Here is a 16,081-nt window from a genome sequence, read left to right on the forward strand (position 1 = left end):
TTGTTGTTTGTCCTTAGTGAATAAAAACTTAACTCTGCTTTTCATCTCGACGTTGCAAAGTCCGCATCACGTCGATAATGCGTTCGTAAATGTGTTGCATCTCTGCATTCGGAAGCGGGCCCGGATTGGCGGCAAGTACGTTCTGGAAGACGATCTTTTCGCGATCGGGTTCATACACCGGCAGGGCGCTTCCCTGCTTTAGCTTGCCAATCTCCTGTGCCGCTGCGGCCCGCTCGGAGATAAGCTTTACGATCCGCGCGTCCAACTCATCGATCTTCTTACGCCAGTCTGCGATTTCCATGGTGACGATTCCCTTGCAAATATGCGTTAAGCCGGACTGCAATGCTTCGCCGGGCGGCAGATTCCATCATATCGATTCAGCGCCGCCGCGAAGGGTACGGATGAACTGGCCCACGGCCTGGGCAGCTTCTGTTGCAGGGGTATCTTCAATCAATTTCACAATGGCGGAGCCCACCACAGCGGCATCCGCGAACTTCGCAATGGCGGCGACGTGTCCCGGGTTGGAGACGCCAAATCCGATCGCAATGGGAAGATCGCCCGCAAATTTGCGCAGCCGCGCCACGAGATCTTCCGCCTCGCTGGTAAACGCAGAGGTCTGCGTACCCGTAATGCCCGTGCGCGAAATCGCATACACGAAGCCCTGCGAGTTCTCCGCAATCGCCTTCAGCCGTTGATCCGGACTGGTAACCGCCGCCAGGAAGATCGGCTGCAGACCGTTCGCATGCATCGCCGCGAGATACTCGTCCGCTTCTTCGACGATCAGATCGGTGAGCAGAACACCGTCCGCGCCGCTTTCTTTCGCGAGCTTGCAGAACTCAACCATGCCCACGCGCACCACAGGATTCAGGTAGCTGAACAACACGATCCCTGCTTCCGGACGCGCTTCGCGGATCTTTTTTGATAGCGCGAGCACATCGGTCAGGCGCGTCCCGCGAGCCACGGCACGTTCACTCGCTCGTTGGATCACAGGGCCATCGGCCAGGGGATCGGAGAACGGAACACCAAGCTCCAGCACCTCCGCTCCGTTATCCAGAGCAGCCAGGGCAATGTCGTAGGTCGTCTCAAGATCGGGATCGCCCACGGTCAGGTAGACGACGATGCTGGGTTTGTTCTTGAAGGAAATCGCCATGGTTATTTGGCTCCCTTCAGATCGAGCTCACGCGAGATGATGCCCATGTCCTTATCGCCACGCCCTGAGAGATTCACCATAATCGACGCCGTCTTCGGCATCGTTGGTGCAAGCTTCAACGCCTCCGCCACTGCATGCGCGCTCTCCAGCGCAGGCAAAATGCCCTCCGTCCGTGAAAGCACCTTCGTTGCGTTCAATGCTTCGTCATCCGTAGCGGAGGTGTACTCCGCGCGCTTGGAGTCATGCAGCATGGCATGCTCCGGCCCAACGCTGGCGTAGTCCAGACCCGCCGAAACCGAGTGCGTCGAAGCCACCTGTCCCGCGTTGTTCTGCAGAACATAGGAGTACGTTCCCTGCAGAACGCCGGGGAGACCGCCCTTGAAACGCGCGGCATGTTCGCCCAGCGCGGTTCCACGTCCACCGGCTTCTACACCGATCAGGCGCACATTCTCATCCGGCAAGAACTCGTAGAAAGCACCGATCGCGTTGGATCCGCCGCCGACGCAGGCCACCACCGCATCGGGAAGCTTGCCCTCCTGCTCCAGGAACTGGCGGCGCGCCTCGATCGAAATCACGCGATGAAAGTCGCGCACCATCGTGGGATACGGATGCGACCCAAGCGCCGAACCGAGGATATAAAACGTCGTGCGGACATTCGTAACCCAGTCGCGCATCGCTTCATTAATAGCGTCTTTCAGCGTGGCCGAACCCGACGCGACACCGCGCACTTCCGCGCCCAGCAGACGCATGCGGTACACATTCAACTCCTGGCGGTGCATGTCCTCTTCGCCCATGTAGATCACGCACTCCATACCAAAGAGCGCACACACCGTCGCCGTCGCTACACCGTGCTGGCCTGCACCGGTCTCGGCGATGATGCGCTGCTTGCCCATGCGGCGCGCCAGCATGCCCTGGCCGAGCGCGTTGTTGATTTTGTGCGCACCGGTGTGGAGAAGGTCTTCGCGCTTCAAATAGATCTTCGCCCCGCCCGCCTGCTCGCTCAGACGCTTCGCGTAGTAAAGCGGCGTGGGACGTCCACAGTAATTCTTCAGCAGATCGGCAAGTTCGGCCTGAAACGCCGGATCTTCCTTGGCTTCGGCGTAGGCATGCTCCAGCTCCTGGAGCGCCGCCATCAGCGTCTCCGGCACATAGCGGCCGCCATAGGCGCCAAAGCGTCCCGCACCCAGTGTGCGCATGACTTCTGTCGTAGAGGTAAGAACGGTTTCCGGCACGGTGTAACTCCTGTCAATCAAAAAACAAGAGCCGCGACCTGGTTTGGGTCGCGGCTCCGGTGGATGTCGTCTGAAACTTTCGCTCTGCGGGTGGTGCGGTGTTGCAGGCTTGCCCGTTTAGAGAGAGTTGACTCCGCCGTTGCCGCTCTTGAAACGCCAAGAGCGGTAAGTAAATCCCGTAAACGGACGGAAGTAGTTCATATCGACTTAGAGATTACACGCTTCGACGATGGGTGTGCAAGGCACACGAAGAAGAGGATAAGGAGAGCTTCTTCCGGATTGCTGCGTTATCGGGGCGTTTGTACCCCTAACAGAGCCGATACGAGGAGGTCGAGGTCGGCGGGGTTGACATCACTGACGGCGATGATGCGCAGGTCATGCGTCATCGCTTGACGCATGGCGAAACCAGACTGAGTTCCAGGCAGCACCGTGACCATAGGACGACCAGATCTCTGGGTAAGAAAGACCGAGACCTCGTGCTTATGGATGGTGAAGAGGAGCAGCGCGGCGGGCTGTCCGTTCAGATACGCCAGATCGCCGCCCTTGAGAGTCGTATCTGCGGGAAGAACGTCTGGCAGGTTGAAGCTGAACGGCAGCTTGCCCTGGAACCAGGGCTTTACCGTGTGGCGGTCTGTGGAGACGACTTCGGGGGATGCGCCGCTGGATAAGGCGGCCAGGTGCTGATCAAGCAATTCAGCGGAGAGAGTATTGGCTTCACGGGTTTGCCTCCAACCAAGGAGTGATACCGCAAGCACGAGAGCTGCGGCCGCTGCGGCCCATGTGGCGGAGCGAAACGAGTAAATACGCGCAATCTTCTTCGGTTCCTGCGGACGGAGTTGCGCTGTCAGGCGGGCGAGAGCATCGGCGGGAACGTCGAATTGTTGCGCGGCACGCGCTGTGGCAGCTTTGAGTCGCGTGGCAGAGAGAACGCGTAACGCACATTCATGGCAATCGGTCAGATGTTGCTGAACTTCGTAACTCTCACTGGAAGATAGCTCGCCGTCGATGAACGCACTGAGTTGATCCGGGCCGAGATGTTCGTTGGCTTGTGTCGTTTGAGTCATAGCGATTCCCCGAGTTGCACTTTCAATTCTTGATGAAGCGTGCGCCGAGCGCGAGAGATGCGTGACATGACAGTACCGATCGGAACATCGAGGACGAGCGCAATGTCCTTATATTTGAGCTCCTCCACATCGCACAGGAGTAACACCTCTCGAAGCTGCGGGTGGAGATGATCGAGGGCCCGGTTGACAGCCGCTTGGTTGTCGAGACGGATAAGGTGGTCTTCCGGAGTCGGACTCTCATCGGTGGCGTCGGGCAGATCGGAATAGTCTTCCAGAAAAACGGTGCGTGCGGCCGCGATGCCCGTACGCGAGGTGAGGAAGGTGTTGCGGAGGATGCGGAAGATCCACGCTTTGAAGTTAGTGCCGGCCTGAAAAGAGTCGAAAGCACGAAGCGCTTTGGAGAGAGCTTCCTGCACAAGGTCTTCCGCGTCCGCATGATTGCGGCTGAGCCAGAAGGCGTGGCTGTAGAGCGAGGGTAAGAGAGGCAGCGTAAGGTGTTCGAACGACGCGCTATGGAAGGGGGAGGACATGGTGCGAAGTTCCTCGAAGTATCTGGAGGCGGAGCTGCTCTGCCGGTTGGGACGTGGTCGACGAGATGGCCTTGAAGATGAGACACACTCCCTGTAACTAAATTACAGCCGGTTTATTCCATTCTATTTATTTGCGGATTTTCGAGAATAAAAGCGTGCTTCCTCAGTTCTCCATCGTGCAGGCAATCAAACAATGGAGCGAGATATGAATAAATTTACAGAAGATGAGATAGCGCGGGACAAACAGGCGGAGCCTGCGGGCGACGGAATCGACAGGCGTAACTTTCTGGGGTGCATGGCCTGGGCAGGTACGGGGCTCCTTTGGTCCATGGTAGGAGGAGTTCCGGCATCCAGGCTGCTGTCTCAGACCATGAAGGTCGGTGGGCCGGCCGCAGGAAAGATCGAGGACTTCTCCTTTGTCCAGATCAGTGACAGCCACATTGGGTTCAACAAAGGCGCGAATCCGGATGTAACGGGAACGCTGCAAAAGGCCATCGATAAGATCAATCTCGTCCCGGCAGGCATGAAGCTGCCAGACTTCATGATCCATACCGGTGACATTACGCAGAACTCCAAGGCTTCGGAATTTGACACGGCGGCACAGGTGATCAAAAGTGCGAAGGTCGGCGAGGTCTTCTACGTCCCCGGAGAGCATGATTTCTCGCTCGACGATGGTGCACTGTATAAGCAGCGATTCGGCAAGGGCACCGTTGGGAATGGCTGGTATAGCTACAACCACAAGGGCGTGCACTTCGTTGGACTGAACAACTGCGTGCAGGTCGATGCGATGGGAAACCTTGGCGCGGAGCAGCTTGCGTGGATGAAGTCCGATCTGGCGGGCTTGAGTTCATCGACGCCGATTGTAGTATTCGCGCATATCCCGTTGTGGATGGTCTACGAGAAGTGGGGCTGGGGAACGGCCGATGGTGCGCAGGCGCTGGCCCTTCTGAAACGTTTTGGCTCGGTCACTGTGTTGAACGGTCACATCCATCAGGTGGTGCAAAAGGTAGAGGGCAATGTCGCGTTCCACACGGCAATGGCGACGGCGTTTCCGCAGCCCGCACCGGGAACTGCTCCGAACCCTGGACCGATGACTGTTCCCCCCGGCAAGTTGCAGAGTGTGCTCGGCGTAACCAACGTCAAGGTCGTTCGTGGACACAGCCACCTCGCCGTGGTCGATCACTCACTGGCGGAGGGAGCTTGAAACGCCTTGGTGCTGTGATCGTGCTTTCTGCTGTTTCTCTCACGGGACTTGCGTTTGTACATCCCTTCGGTAATCCGCGTGTCGAGCCCGCAAAGGGGCTCGACACGTTGTTTCAAGGCGCCAGGATGTCTTCGGATACAAAAAGGGTTCTGGTTACGAAGTGCGCTGACTGCCACTCAAACGAGACGCGGTGGCCGGTCTATGCACGTCTGGCACCTGGTTCCTGGCTGATCGAGCGGGATATCGTTGAGGCGCGCAGGAAGATGAATCTCTCGCTTTGGGACCAGATGCCCGCCGATGCGCAGAGTGTATTGGCCGGACAGATCATTCATGAAGCGAAGAGTGGGGACATGCCACCTCTGCAATACCGTCTTCTGCATTGGAACTCCGAGCTGACAGCAACGGACATTGCAGCGCTCTCGATGATGGAAACCGGGGCGCAACAGGAGGCGAGCGTGGGCGGCTCCGGCGATGCCGCGCGCGGCAAGTCCGTATTCGATAAGCGATGCACCGGCTGTCATGCGATGGAGGGAGATCGGGAAGGGCCGAGGCTTGCCGGAGTCTTTGGCAGAAAGGCTGGAAGCGTGGCAGGCTTCGACTACTCTGCCGGGTTGAAGAACTCCGGAATCACATGGGATGAAACCACGTTGGAGAAATGGCTCAGCGATCCCGACACGTTAGTGCCTGACAACAAGATGGACTTCCATGTTCCGGCCGCCCAGGAACGCTCCGATTTGATCGCCTATTTCAAACATCAAAAGGGTCAGAACTAGATAGACCCAAAGCAAACGCTCATTCTTAACCGTGGCTTGCCACGATAAGTAAGGATAGGCCGTCTTCTGTTGAGTGGTTGGAAGCGATCCGGAGTTGCAAATAGGCGATAAAACGATCCTTCGCCCACATGGTTACCTCCGGATCGCCCTCGATCCGCCAAAGACCTCTCGCGACATGAAAGGTGATCCAGCTTTTTAGTTCGACTTCAAGCGCATATTTTCCGGCAGGAAGTCGGTGTAAAAGAGCTTCGCATCCTGCGTAAGGTAGAACGTCGGAATGTTTGGAAACTTCTCTTCCACGCGCTGGAGGGTGCGGAAGTCAAAGCTCTGGATTTCGACGCGATCTTCCATGTGATGCCGCGCGATGGTACCGGCAAGTGTATCTGCGAAGACCTCGGGGCCTACGGTATGGTTTGGCGCAAAGAGTTCTTTCGGAATCTTTTCTCCACGGACGACGCTTGGGAACTGCATGCCTCCAAGTGGACGCAGGTTCGGCATGATCTTGGTTTCGATATTGAAGCGGACATGCGCTGCGTTTTCTGCGCGCGCCTTTGCTTCGGGAAGATGGCGTCCCTCTCCCGTGCGGTAGTACTGCACATAGAAATCGACAAAGCGGAAGAGCTGATCGACATTGGTGGCGGCATAGGGGTTGATCATCCCATCCTTCTTCGCAAAGGCCACGGAGACCGGCGAGAGCGATAGGTCGTTGCTCTGATCGAGCGGGAAGCGGAGCTTGTCGCAGATAAACGTCTTGCCGGCGTCAACGGACGAGATGTCGCTCAGATACACGCGGTTTTCCATCGTGTACTCTGCTCCATCGGCGCGACGGCAGGATTCGGGATTGTAGAACTGGTCGTGCCAGAGCGTGGAGACATGGTCGGTGGCCACGCCGGAGTCCGTCTCAAGCGAGCTGCTCAGTTGGTCCAGGCCGCCTTCAAAGGAAGGCAGGGTGTTCTCCGGACGCAGACGGCGTCCGCCGCGATGCGCCGAGACATCGAACTTGGCGAGCCGCTCCCGATCGTCCCCTGTGGCGCGCTCGCGTTCTTCGCGCAGCACGCGCTGCAGAAGGTCGGGCCGGTCTGTGATCAGCCCATCGACTCCGGTACGAATGATGCGGCGCATCGACTCGGAATCATTCGTCGTCCACGGAACGACGCGGATGCCCATGCGATGCATCTCCTGAACATCCACCATGATCTGGCCCGGCTTTCCGTCCTCCAGGGTCACAACGGAGACATCCATGGGAGAGAGCGTGGGTGCGACTGCGTGAAACTGCTTCGCGTGCGCTGCCGCTTCGGCCATCACGGCGGCGTAGGGATGCTCCTGTTGAGCGTGCAGAGAGACGGAGCCAAGGAAAGTAATACAGGCGAAAGCAAGCAGACGGGTAGGATTCATGCGGCGAGGTTAACATCCCTCCGTTACGTTCTGATGAAACAGGCGTTTCTGCGAACGAACGAATCAGGGCGCATTGCCAATACTGCGTTCTTGCGCACCGGCTTTGCCTACGGGTCCTGGCCACCCTACTGGAGGCCGTACACCACATCCATCATTGAGCCGCGCATCACATTTGAGGTGAAACGGCTGCGAGGATCGTTTCGCGCAAATTCTAACTATTTGGTGAGCTTGGTGGCGGAGCCGTGAACCTAAACCCCGGCGCCCGCAAATAGCAGTTTGTATTTTTCCCCCTTTGAAAAAGCATAACGAGCACTCTCCGGCCCATCTTATTCTTCACAATAAATTCAGCATCCTCTTTGGTGATCCTCAATTTGGTTTCGACAGTCCTTTTGTATGAAGAAGTTCCCATGCTCCACACCTTCACGATCACATCGTAGTCGCCGGGTAGTATGTCAAATGCATGCAGCGTTTCGATTGCCACTCGTTTGCTGACAGCCTCTTCTCCCGGAATGAACCACGTGGATGGAAAACTCTCGAATCTTGTATCGCGTCTACGATCCTCCTCCACAAAAATAGTTGTAACGTTTTCCGTCCATATCAGGGGCTCTCGTCTGTCATCTGCAATACGTAGAACTTCAAACTCCATCTGCTTGATCACCGCTGTTTTTGAACCGGGGTTATAAATAGCAACTTCGGGCGTAATCCGAATTCGACTATCATCGAACATCTGTAATTGCAGTACCTCGCCGAACTTAATCATGAGGGTGCCTTTACGGAAAACAGAATAGTAGAGATTTCCGATGGAAACGGCGAGGGCGGATGCAGAAAGTACCTGTGTCCATCCAAAGGCGCCTAGAGATGAGATCACACGAAACCATGTCATGGGTCACGCTCCACTCGGCAGGAATTTTACCGTAACTAAACGCGTATCCTGCAAATCTGGACGCAAATATCTGTCAAAGAACACATTGGCTGCGGCTAAGAAAAAGACAGAGGTAATCATTCGTCTTACTTTTTGCAAATAGTCAAAACCCTGAGTTGCATCAGACAAACCTTGCCCAGATTTCCATTGCGGCGAATCTCGGCGGGGCGGAAGCCATCGAGCTATGGAACGAGCGGTTCGCATGTTGGTTGGATTGACCGCTCTTGCTCTCGGTCTCATATCTGAGCCTTTGCAGGTTTCCTGACATCAAGGGGTTTACCCGCATTCCTCCATTCAGGGACGACTCCTGGAAACCGGGCTGCATCCTATTCCTCGTAAGACGTACCGGAAGTACGCTTTTCATTCTCCTGAAGCAATGGAGAAGCGATCTCGAGAGGAGCACACATGGCACTCACAAAGACGTTTTCCACTCTGGTTCTTCTGGCGACCTTTTCTCTCCCCGCTGTGATTACCGCACAGGACACCGCAGCGGAGCGCCGTCACCGCCGCGCTCAACGCGCGCAGGATGCACACGATAAAGCGCATCACAACACCGCTAAGGTCGTCGGCGGATCTGCTGCCGGAGGAGCCGCTTTAGGAGCCGTTGCAGGCGGCGGAAAAGGCGCTCTTATCGGCGGTGCCGTCGGAGCCGGCGGTGGCGTTGTCGCCGACAAAATCCGCAAACACAAAGGCGTGGAGAAGCGCGAAAATCAGGATCCCCGCTAGGAACCGGATCAGATCAGCTAAACCGCGGCGCATCGGGATTCTCGTCCCGGATGCGCTTCGTCCGCGGTCGCCTTCGCGTTGGCGATGAACAACCGCACTTTCTCTGGATCCTTAATCCCAGGCTCAGCTTCTACTCCGCTGGCAACGTCTACTCCCCACGGGCAGAGTGTCTCCACGGCCTCGGCAACGTTGATCGGACGCAGCCCTCCGGCAACGACAATCGGGATCTCCGCAGCGGCGATGGCCTGGGCCGCGCGCTTCCAGTTGAACGAGATCCCGGTGCCTCCGCTACCCGACTTCGTGGAAGAGTCGACCAGAATCGCGTCGGCCATCCCGTCCCCTGCGATCTGCCTGATCTGCTTTGTAAACCGTTCCAACTGACTCGCACTCTCGCTGTCACTGGCCGCAATATCCCAGTGAACCGTCTGCAGAATACGGACGCGACCTTCTTCTCTCGGCAGCGCCCGACGCAACTCCGCTACCAGCCCAGGCACATAAGAGCGATGAAGCTGCACGCCCGTCAGGGCCGCCTCCTTCACGACGGAAAGAATCTCTTCAGCATCCTGCGAGTGAAAGACGCCGATCTTGTCCAGCTCCGCAGGGAGGAGCGGCGTAATCGCCGCCACCTCCACCGCCGTCACCTGCCGCGTACTGGGAGCGAAGACGAACCCCACCGCATCCGCATGGAGCGAAGCGGCGAGATGAGCGTCCGCGAGATTTGTGTTAGCGCAGATCTTGACCCACATGAGGATCTATTTTACTGCCGCAGCGTGACTAATTGACCGCGACCACCGGACTAAGCAATGCGCGTAACGGTACAGCCGGGTCCGGTTGACGCATCAGACTCTCGCCCACCAGAAAGGCGTTGTAACCCACGGCCTTCAGGCGTTCGATGTCCGCTGGCGTGTGAATACCGCTCTCTGCCACACGTACCGCATTGCCAGGAAGCTGCGCACACATACTCTCCGCAACGTCCAGCGACACCTCGAATGTCTTCAGATTGCGGCTGTTCACGCCAAACGCTTCGCAATCCAGATCGAGGACGCGATGCAGTTCATCCTCGTTATGGACTTCGCAGAGCACATCCAAATGCATCGACCGAGCCGCGTTCCGCAACGTCCGTAGTTCACCATCGGTAAGCGCCGCAGCGATCAGCAGAATCGCATCCGCGTGGTTGGCCCTGGCCTCCAAAACCTGGAAGGTGTCCACCATGAAGTCCTTACGCAGGCAGGGAATATTGCACGCCGCCGAAGCCGCGCGCAGGTTATCGAGCGACCCCAGGAAAAACTTCTCGTCCGTCAGAACGGAGAGACAGGCCGCACCTGCAGCTGCCAGCGTCGTGGCAAGCGGAGCCGCGTCAAAGTCAGGACGGATCATTCCCTTGGAGGGTGAAGCCTTTTTCAACTCGGCAATGACGGCAACCCCGTCGGTGGAGGCCCGCAGAAGGGCCGAGGCAAAGCCCCGCGGCGTATGTTTCGCCGCAGCACGCTCCAACTCCGCAAGATTTGCACTTTGTTTGCGTTCGGCAACCACGATACGTGTGTGGCTCAGGATGTTATCGAGGTGTGTGCTAGACATGATGCAGTACTTCTCCAATCTAAGAAGCTCTCGTGAACTTCTGACTTAAAGACGAAACGCGCAGAACAATAGAAAGCGCTGCGCGTTCAAAATGTCTTTGGTGCCGAAAAGAGGACTCGAACCTCCACACCCTTGCGAGTACGTGGACCTGAACCACGCGCGTCTGCCAATTCCGCCATTTCGGCACTGGATGCCGGGACATGGCAAAACCAAACTCCCGCCAGCAGAGCTTTCAGTCTTTCAAAGCAGGGGCCTGCTGTCAATGCAGCCTACCATTTGCCCTTCCACTACCGTATGCTGCGATGCAGTGTCAACTTCTAGTCGGCAAAGACCGTCTATGGAAACGATCCTGTATTGGAGACATAATTTCTACCATGGTTGAAAAAAACAAATTGAAGGAAGCTGAGTCAGCAGAGACGATCCCGGAAGATCTCGCCATCGAAATCCGCAAACTCGCGCACGATCTCAGCAACTCGCTGGAGATCATCGTGCAAACAAGCTATCTCCTCGGTACGACTGAGCTGAAACCGCCCGCTGACGACTGGATGCGCATGCTCGACAACGGCGTGCAAAAATCGCTCGAAATCAATCTGCGCCTGCGTGAATACATCAAAAACCACACCACCCGCTAACAAAAGGTTTAGTGCCCCATTCCCTCGCAGCTTCATCGCGAAACCGGGGTCCCCGGCGAACGGCTTTTTGTTCGCTGGAGTGGGATAGGGTGGGGTCGCGCGGAGCGCACAAACAGATTCCTTAGGAAACTCAAAGCTGGGTGCCCCATACATCGCGTTCTTTGCGATGTGTGGGTATGCGCAAAGCGCATCGTTCGCTCGAAGAGCGACCAGCGTATCCCTCCGCTTCGCTACGGGATGACGAAAATTCAGGTTGGTGAATGATCAGGATCGTGAACTTACCCCACCCTTTCGCAAAGAGCGCGAAAGAATGGGGCACGAAGCCTTCCAATCAGAGACATTTGCGTTCTTCAAAGCACAGAGAGGGCGGCCACCATGGCCGCCCTCTCTGTGTTAACTCCAACAAAACTACCGCTTCTTAGCAGCCTTCTTCACAACCACTTTCTTTTTCTTCGCGGGAGGCTTGGCTTTCTTGGCGGGAGCAACCTTCTTCGCTGGCGCAACCACCTTCTTCGCCGCAACTCTCTTCTTCACCACAGCCTTCTTAGCCGCCGTCTTCGTCGACTTCTTCACCGTAGCCGAGCGCTTCGCAGCGGACTTACCCGTCGTCCTCACAGGCGCAGCCTTCTTCACGGTCACGCCGCTCAATTCATTCTGGCGCGCCACGAAAAGATCCTCCAGCTGCTGCAGAAGCACACGCGTATGCATCGGCTTCACCAGCATCTGGTCCGCTCCCATGTCCTGCCAGGAGATATCGTCCACCGGAAACGCCGTCAGCAGCGCGACCGCAGGTTTGTAGGAAACCTTGCGCGCCTCGGCGATCACATCCTCACCCGCGCGCTCATCTTCCATGCGCATATCGGTGATCACCATCTCGTACTCGCGATGGCGGATACGCGCCTTCCCCTCGCGGGCAGAGGTGGCAGTATCTACATCGAATCCACTGATCTCCAGCACAGCTTTAAGCGTAAGCAGAACAGCAACTTCATCATCGACAAGCAGAATGCGGCGTTTCATATCTTTTGATGTTCCTCTTCATTCGAATATGCTTCCATCGCACTGCGCAGTCTGCTGTGTAGCAGGCGCAACACTACGTTTTACAGCATAGAAGGTTTGCGCCCTCCGCGGGGCTCTTGGGCTACTATCCCTCACAACAACCCTTTACTTTTCGCGCAAATGATATACTTTGCCTTGCAGACGACCCTGTGAAACGCGTGCAGCATCCAACTTCTCGCGCATGATTTCACCAGAGAGTCGCATCTGCGGAGGCAATTATTCCACCGTTTACTGACAAGCGAGCCATCAAAAGCTTCATCCGTACCAACGAAAAGATCCGCGCGAGAGAGATCCGCGTCATCGACGAAAACGGCGAACAGATGGGCATTATGGCCCCGTTCGACGCTCTGAAGGTCGCCCGCGAACGTGGGCTGGATCTCGTCGAGATCTCCCCCAACGCCGTTCCCCCCGTCTGCCGCATCCAGGACTACGGCAAGTACCTCTACGAAAAAGATAAGAGCGACCGGGCTGCCCGCAAGAAGCAGAAGGTCATCGTCATCAAGGAAGTCAAATTCTCGGTCACCGTGGACGAGCATGACTACCAGACGAAGAAGAACATGGCTGTCCGCTTCCTCGGCGACGGCGACAAGGTGAAAGCCTCCCTGCGTTTCCGCGGCCGCCAGATGGCGCATCGCGACCTGGGCTACAAGATCATCAACCGCCTCATCATGGATATCGGCGACGCTGGCATCGTAGAGTTCATGCCCCGCATGGAAGGCACCACGCTGCACGCCATCATCGCCCCGACCAAGAAGGCGGAAGCCCCCGCACCGCCCAAGAAGGTCGAAGCTCCAGCGGCTCCAAAAGCCGCCGAAGCCGCCGCACCTGTTCCCGCTCCGGTCGCAGAGACAGTTCCCCAGGCCTAGCTCTACCGCAACAAACCAAAAAGGGCGTGCCTTCCGGCACGCCCTTTGTTTTCCCGTGACCCATTCTTTCGCAGTTTTATCGCGAAAGGGTGGGGTTCGCGCGGAGCGCATAAACCAGATTTCTCAGGAAACCCATAATCGGGTGCCCCACACATCGCGCTCTTTGCGATGTGTGGGTATTCGCGCGGAAGCGCGAACCGCTTTTACAACTTCCACTCCATCGGATCCAATAACGGAACCAGCATCCCTCCCGCACATCGCAAAAACGCGATGTACGGAGCACCCGGCACCCGGATCTGCGGCTTTCCCGAAAGAAAGCGCGTTTATCCCGCCTTCTGCCCCCGCCGACAGACAATACTCAACTTCTCCGTAGCCAGAATTCGCCGCGCCTGGGTCCGCGCATGCGTCGCCCAGGGTCCCACCGGGTCCAGACGGACATAGGCCTGCCAGTATTTCAGGGCTTTCCGACGCTGCCCCTGCCTTTCGTAGGCCAGCGCGAGGTTGTAATGGGCGTCCGCGTACTCAGGGACCAGCGCAATGGCACGCTGGTACGCCACAATGGCCTCTGGAAGCCGCTGGAGCTCGTCCAGGACGTTCCCAAGGTCGAAGAAGGCCAGGGCGTAGAAGGGATCGACCTCGGTGGCGTAGCGATACCTCTGCTCCGCTTCCTCAAACTCTCTCTGGTTGTACAAAATCGTCCCCAGATTGATCGAAGAAGCCGCATGCTTCGGCTGAATCCGCAGGACCTCGCGATAAAGCCCGGCGGCCTCTGTCACAGTCGTGGGCTCCTCTTCCTTCTGGACGGCCTTCAGGAAGAGCTCCTGCGCCTGTTGGGCGATGCGAGAGACGTGCTCGGCGTCCGGTTTGCGGGTCGCCACCATCTGCGAGGGAATCTTTCCCGCCAGCTCAAAATCGAAGACCAGCTGGTGCGTCTGGGGATCCACCAGCGCTCCGCTATGGCGGAAGACGAGCCGCGAACCCCGCGGGACCGGGCTGGCCTCGCGCAGTGGGTTGAGCGTGCCAACCAGCTTCTGCATGGCGGAGACCGAGTTGCGAATATTCCGCGGCGAGATACGCGCCGCGCAGATCTCCCGCAAGCGGCGGAGATGCGATAGATCTTCAAAAGTGTACGATTCGGCCACGTGCATCAGGCCAGAGCGCTGCCACGACGCAATCTGCCGCGCAGGCAGACGCAGAATCCGCGCCAGATCCTGACGGGTAAACCGCGTCACAGGCGAGGAAGCATTCAGCGCAGCAATGGCAAGCGTTTCAGGCACGTTACGTGCGAGTATGCGGCCACAGACACGCACAATCAAGGCTTCGCAAGCGCCAAACGCAGAAATGCGTGGATAACTTGTACCAACATGGGTTCCGGAGGCTACGGAAGGGTGACTGGAGCCGACGAGCGGACTTGAACCGCTGACCTGCTGATTACGAATCAGCTGCTCTACCAACTGAGCTACGTCGGCCTGCAAGGTCGATTCTAACGGCAAGTTACTGGTTCCACCAAACGCGAGAGCCTATGCCGCCCTGAGAGTCGCCAAAGCCGCCTCAGACGCCCCCGGAAACATGAAAAGGCCGCCCGGAAACCGGGCGGCCTTTTCGTCAGGGAGAATAGTTCCAACGGAGGCAAAGCCATCAGAACTTTCTGGCGAAATACTATGTTTCATGGAAAGCCCATGTCAAGGATAAACCTATGGCATATTCAAATACTTTAGAATCAATAGTTTGAAGATTTGCATGAATCGCTAATCGGCCATCTTGCTTTGCCTTTTGTTCGCCTTTTTCCTAAGCTTCGCCGAGCCCGCCTATGGCCGCTGCGGCTCAACCGGCGGTTTGGAATGCTGGAGTTTCGTACTCGGTTTTCCACCGAGATCGAGCCGAATAATTTCCATGTCTTCGAGCGAAGAGAGCGGCTTGCCCTGCATCTTGCGGACCAGCGCTCTACCTCCTCCGAAGAAGATTCCGAGAATCAGCGCGGCGAAGGTCATGATCCCAACGAACGCGAGGATCTTCACCATCACGCTCGCCGTCTGTTGCACCTTATCGACAAAGCCTTCCGGTTTGTTCCACGTGACCTGCGCGTTCTCCGTGACCTTGCCCACCAATGCAGTCGCCTGCGCCTGCGTGAAGCCATGCGTCGCAATCGCCACCATCGTGCTCACGCGCCGCACTGCCGTGTTGGGCTCCGATTTGAAAGCGGCTTCGATCGCGCGACTACGGTCTGCGGCGATCTGCGGCGTCGGGTAGAAGAAGATGGCCAGCGTTCCGCTTCCCGGCCGGCCAACGTAATGTGCTGTGATGATCTCCGGCGATTTGCTGAACTCCACCACGTCCGCAGGCAAGGAAAATCCAAGCTTCGCGTACGTTGCCGGTCCCACCGCGTAGCGAATGCTCTCCGCCTCCAGGCCCTGCTTGGGAAGACGCGTCGGTAGCAGCGGCAGAGCTCCCTTCGTTCCGCCAGGCTTGGGCAGCGTCGTCAACAGGTCGCGCAGTGCGGACAGCTTAATCCCCTGCAGGCCCGTCGCCGTCACATCGACTGCGGTATCGCCCGCCCAGAACATCAGGTGTCCCGGAGCCAGAGCGCAGTCTTCCCCCAGCGTGGCAGAAGGATCGCAGCGATGCATCTCCGCGCGGTGTAGCGTGAAGTAGCTATAAGCGCCCGTCGCGTCCTGCATCTCCGTGGCGGCGATGGTGAGCGTGGTCTTGCCCCCGTCCGTCTGGTTGTACTCGGCGGTCTCGCTGCGCTTCACACCGAACTCTTTGGCCTCATCCGGTGCAATGACGACCGCAGCGGAAGCCGTGCTTGTGCGATGAAAGACACCGAAGCTCTCCGGAAGCAGAGGTGCCGGAGGAAGAGAGACATTGGCGGGCGAGGGTCCCTGCGCGAACACAGCAAGGGACAGAAGAGGAAGGAGAACAGCGGCGATACGAAGGGGAGGCATACAGCCGT

The 16,081-nt window shown here is 57.5% G+C and carries 17 protein-coding genes and 2 tRNA genes; 5 read left to right on the plus strand and 14 right to left on the minus strand.

The genetic code is table 11. From position 1 onward, the window contains the following. Positions 1–28 precede the first annotated feature (28 nt). The 5 genes from pheA to ACIPR4_RS19280 all read right to left on the minus strand — a co-directional run bounded on the left by pheA (position 29) and on the right by ACIPR4_RS19280 (position 3,976). Entirely contained in the window at positions 29–301 is a 273-nt protein-coding gene (gene pheA / locus ACIPR4_RS19260; RefSeq protein ID WP_013570343.1) for a chorismate mutase, read from the minus strand. Positions 302–367: 66 nt separating this feature from the next. Then, a complete protein-coding gene (trpA, locus tag ACIPR4_RS19265; protein ID WP_013570344.1) occupies positions 368–1,150 on the minus strand; it encodes a tryptophan synthase subunit alpha in 783 nt (260 codons plus the stop codon). A gap of 2 nt (positions 1,151–1,152) precedes the next feature. Then, positions 1,153–2,346, minus strand: coding sequence for a tryptophan synthase subunit beta (gene trpB, locus ACIPR4_RS19270; protein ID WP_041586995.1), 1,194 nt, complete (start codon positions 2,344–2,346; stop codon positions 1,153–1,155). A 323-nt stretch (positions 2,347–2,669) separates the two neighbouring features. Further along, on the minus strand, positions 2,670–3,446 hold the full coding sequence (locus ACIPR4_RS19275; RefSeq protein ID WP_013570346.1) for an anti-sigma factor family protein: 777 nt from the start codon (positions 3,444–3,446) through the stop codon (positions 2,670–2,672). Beyond that, a complete protein-coding gene (locus ACIPR4_RS19280) occupies positions 3,443–3,976 on the minus strand; it encodes a sigma-70 family RNA polymerase sigma factor (protein ID WP_013570347.1) in 534 nt (177 codons plus the stop codon). Before ACIPR4_RS19280 ends, ACIPR4_RS19275 begins: the two co-directional genes overlap by 4 nt. Before the next feature lie 205 nt (positions 3,977–4,181). On the opposite strand from ACIPR4_RS19280, the gene ACIPR4_RS19285 reads away from it, so the two are divergent. Together ACIPR4_RS19285 and ACIPR4_RS19290 are read left to right on the plus strand one after the other, a co-directional pair. Then, positions 4,182–5,180, plus strand: a complete 999-nt coding sequence (locus tag ACIPR4_RS19285) for a metallophosphoesterase family protein (protein WP_013570348.1) — start codon at positions 4,182–4,184, stop codon at positions 5,178–5,180. After that, the gene (locus ACIPR4_RS19290; protein WP_013570349.1) at positions 5,177–5,953 is read left to right on the plus strand and encodes a heme-binding domain-containing protein; all 777 of its coding nucleotides are present in this window, start codon (positions 5,177–5,179) and stop codon (positions 5,951–5,953) included. Before ACIPR4_RS19285 ends, ACIPR4_RS19290 begins: the two co-directional genes overlap by 4 nt. 195 nt (positions 5,954–6,148) lie before the next feature. Here ACIPR4_RS19290 and ACIPR4_RS19295 read toward each other — a convergent pair whose 3' ends face one another. Together ACIPR4_RS19295 and ACIPR4_RS19300 are read right to left on the minus strand one after the other, a co-directional pair. Next, a complete protein-coding gene (locus ACIPR4_RS19295) occupies positions 6,149–7,348 on the minus strand; it encodes a glycerophosphodiester phosphodiesterase family protein (RefSeq protein WP_013570350.1) in 1,200 nt (399 codons plus the stop codon). Positions 7,349–7,559: 211 nt separating this feature from the next. Then, entirely contained in the window at positions 7,560–8,231 is a 672-nt protein-coding gene (locus tag ACIPR4_RS19300) for a hypothetical protein (RefSeq protein WP_013570351.1), read from the minus strand. A 444-nt stretch (positions 8,232–8,675) separates the two neighbouring features. Between ACIPR4_RS19300 and ACIPR4_RS19310 the strand changes: the two genes are divergently transcribed. Further along, the gene (locus tag ACIPR4_RS19310) at positions 8,676–8,996 is read left to right on the plus strand and encodes a hypothetical protein (protein WP_013570353.1); all 321 of its coding nucleotides are present in this window, start codon (positions 8,676–8,678) and stop codon (positions 8,994–8,996) included. Between the two features lie 17 nt (positions 8,997–9,013). Here ACIPR4_RS19310 and ACIPR4_RS19315 read toward each other — a convergent pair whose 3' ends face one another. The 3 genes from ACIPR4_RS19315 to ACIPR4_RS19325 all read right to left on the minus strand — a co-directional run bounded on the left by ACIPR4_RS19315 (position 9,014) and on the right by ACIPR4_RS19325 (position 10,759). After that, a complete protein-coding gene (locus ACIPR4_RS19315) occupies positions 9,014–9,742 on the minus strand; it encodes a phosphoribosylanthranilate isomerase (protein ID WP_013570354.1) in 729 nt (242 codons plus the stop codon). Positions 9,743–9,770: 28 nt separating this feature from the next. Continuing rightward, positions 9,771–10,574, minus strand: coding sequence for an indole-3-glycerol phosphate synthase TrpC (gene trpC / locus ACIPR4_RS19320; RefSeq protein WP_013570355.1), 804 nt, complete (start codon positions 10,572–10,574; stop codon positions 9,771–9,773). A gap of 98 nt (positions 10,575–10,672) precedes the next feature. Then, positions 10,673–10,759: transfer RNA gene (locus ACIPR4_RS19325), tRNA-Leu, on the minus strand. Between the two features lie 189 nt (positions 10,760–10,948). Between ACIPR4_RS19325 and ACIPR4_RS19330 the strand changes: the two genes are divergently transcribed. Then, a complete protein-coding gene (locus ACIPR4_RS19330; protein ID WP_013570356.1) occupies positions 10,949–11,206 on the plus strand; it encodes a hypothetical protein in 258 nt (85 codons plus the stop codon). 408 nt (positions 11,207–11,614) lie between these two features. Here ACIPR4_RS19330 and ACIPR4_RS19335 read toward each other — a convergent pair whose 3' ends face one another. Further along, positions 11,615–12,223 (minus strand): response regulator, encoded by a 609-nt coding sequence (locus tag ACIPR4_RS19335; RefSeq protein WP_013570357.1) that lies wholly within the window; start codon positions 12,221–12,223, stop codon positions 11,615–11,617. Between the two features lie 296 nt (positions 12,224–12,519). On the opposite strand from ACIPR4_RS19335, the gene infC reads away from it, so the two are divergent. After that, the gene (infC, locus tag ACIPR4_RS19340; RefSeq protein ID WP_281047471.1) at positions 12,520–13,128 is read left to right on the plus strand and encodes a translation initiation factor IF-3; all 609 of its coding nucleotides are present in this window, start codon (positions 12,520–12,522) and stop codon (positions 13,126–13,128) included. 323 nt (positions 13,129–13,451) lie between these two features. Here infC and ACIPR4_RS22300 read toward each other — a convergent pair whose 3' ends face one another. The 3 genes from ACIPR4_RS22300 to ACIPR4_RS19355 all read right to left on the minus strand — a co-directional run bounded on the left by ACIPR4_RS22300 (position 13,452) and on the right by ACIPR4_RS19355 (position 16,073). Continuing rightward, positions 13,452–14,405, minus strand: coding sequence for a tetratricopeptide repeat protein (locus tag ACIPR4_RS22300; protein WP_144312493.1), 954 nt, complete (start codon positions 14,403–14,405; stop codon positions 13,452–13,454). 116 nt (positions 14,406–14,521) lie between these two features. After that, a tRNA-Thr gene (locus ACIPR4_RS19350) sits at positions 14,522–14,597 on the minus strand. 339 nt (positions 14,598–14,936) lie between these two features. Further along, complete coding sequence (locus ACIPR4_RS19355) at positions 14,937–16,073, minus strand: DUF6599 family protein (protein WP_013570360.1); 1,137 nt, start codon at positions 16,071–16,073, stop codon at positions 14,937–14,939. Between the last annotated feature and the right edge of the window lie 8 nt (positions 16,074–16,081).

The sequence above is a fragment of the Terriglobus saanensis SP1PR4 genome, assembly GCF_000179915.2.
Taxonomy (GTDB): Bacteria; Acidobacteriota; Terriglobia; order Terriglobales; family Acidobacteriaceae; genus Terriglobus; species Terriglobus saanensis.

Excerpts from the sequence above, each read along its gene's own strand:
- ACIPR4_RS19285 (WP_013570348.1), top strand. The coding sequence starts at position 4,182 with ATGAATAAATTTACAGAAGATGAGATAGCGCGGGACAAACAGGCGGAG.
- trpB (WP_041586995.1), bottom strand. The coding sequence starts at position 2,346 with ATGCGCACACTGGGTGCGGGACGCTTTGGCGCCTATGGCGGCCGCTAT.
- ACIPR4_RS19280 (WP_013570347.1), bottom strand. The coding sequence starts at position 3,976 with ATGTCCTCCCCCTTCCATAGCGCGTCGTTCGAACACCTTACGCTGCCT.
- ACIPR4_RS19275 (WP_013570346.1), bottom strand. The coding sequence starts at position 3,446 with ATGACTCAAACGACACAAGCCAACGAACATCTCGGCCCGGATCAACTC.
- ACIPR4_RS19295 (WP_013570350.1), bottom strand. The coding sequence starts at position 7,348 with ATGAATCCTACCCGTCTGCTTGCTTTCGCCTGTATTACTTTCCTTGGC.
- pheA (WP_013570343.1), bottom strand. The coding sequence starts at position 301 with ATGGAAATCGCAGACTGGCGTAAGAAGATCGATGAGTTGGACGCGCGG.
- ACIPR4_RS19310 (WP_013570353.1), top strand. The coding sequence starts at position 8,676 with ATGGCACTCACAAAGACGTTTTCCACTCTGGTTCTTCTGGCGACCTTT.
- ACIPR4_RS19315 (WP_013570354.1), bottom strand. The coding sequence starts at position 9,742 with ATGTGGGTCAAGATCTGCGCTAACACAAATCTCGCGGACGCTCATCTC.
- ACIPR4_RS19355 (WP_013570360.1), bottom strand. The coding sequence starts at position 16,073 with ATGCCTCCCCTTCGTATCGCCGCTGTTCTCCTTCCTCTTCTGTCCCTT.
- trpA (WP_013570344.1), bottom strand. The coding sequence starts at position 1,150 with ATGGCGATTTCCTTCAAGAACAAACCCAGCATCGTCGTCTACCTGACC.
- trpC (WP_013570355.1), bottom strand. The coding sequence starts at position 10,574 with ATGTCTAGCACACACCTCGATAACATCCTGAGCCACACACGTATCGTG.
- ACIPR4_RS19335 (WP_013570357.1), bottom strand. The coding sequence starts at position 12,223 with ATGAAACGCCGCATTCTGCTTGTCGATGATGAAGTTGCTGTTCTGCTT.
- ACIPR4_RS19330 (WP_013570356.1), top strand. The coding sequence starts at position 10,949 with ATGGTTGAAAAAAACAAATTGAAGGAAGCTGAGTCAGCAGAGACGATC.
- ACIPR4_RS19300 (WP_013570351.1), bottom strand. The coding sequence starts at position 8,231 with ATGACATGGTTTCGTGTGATCTCATCTCTAGGCGCCTTTGGATGGACA.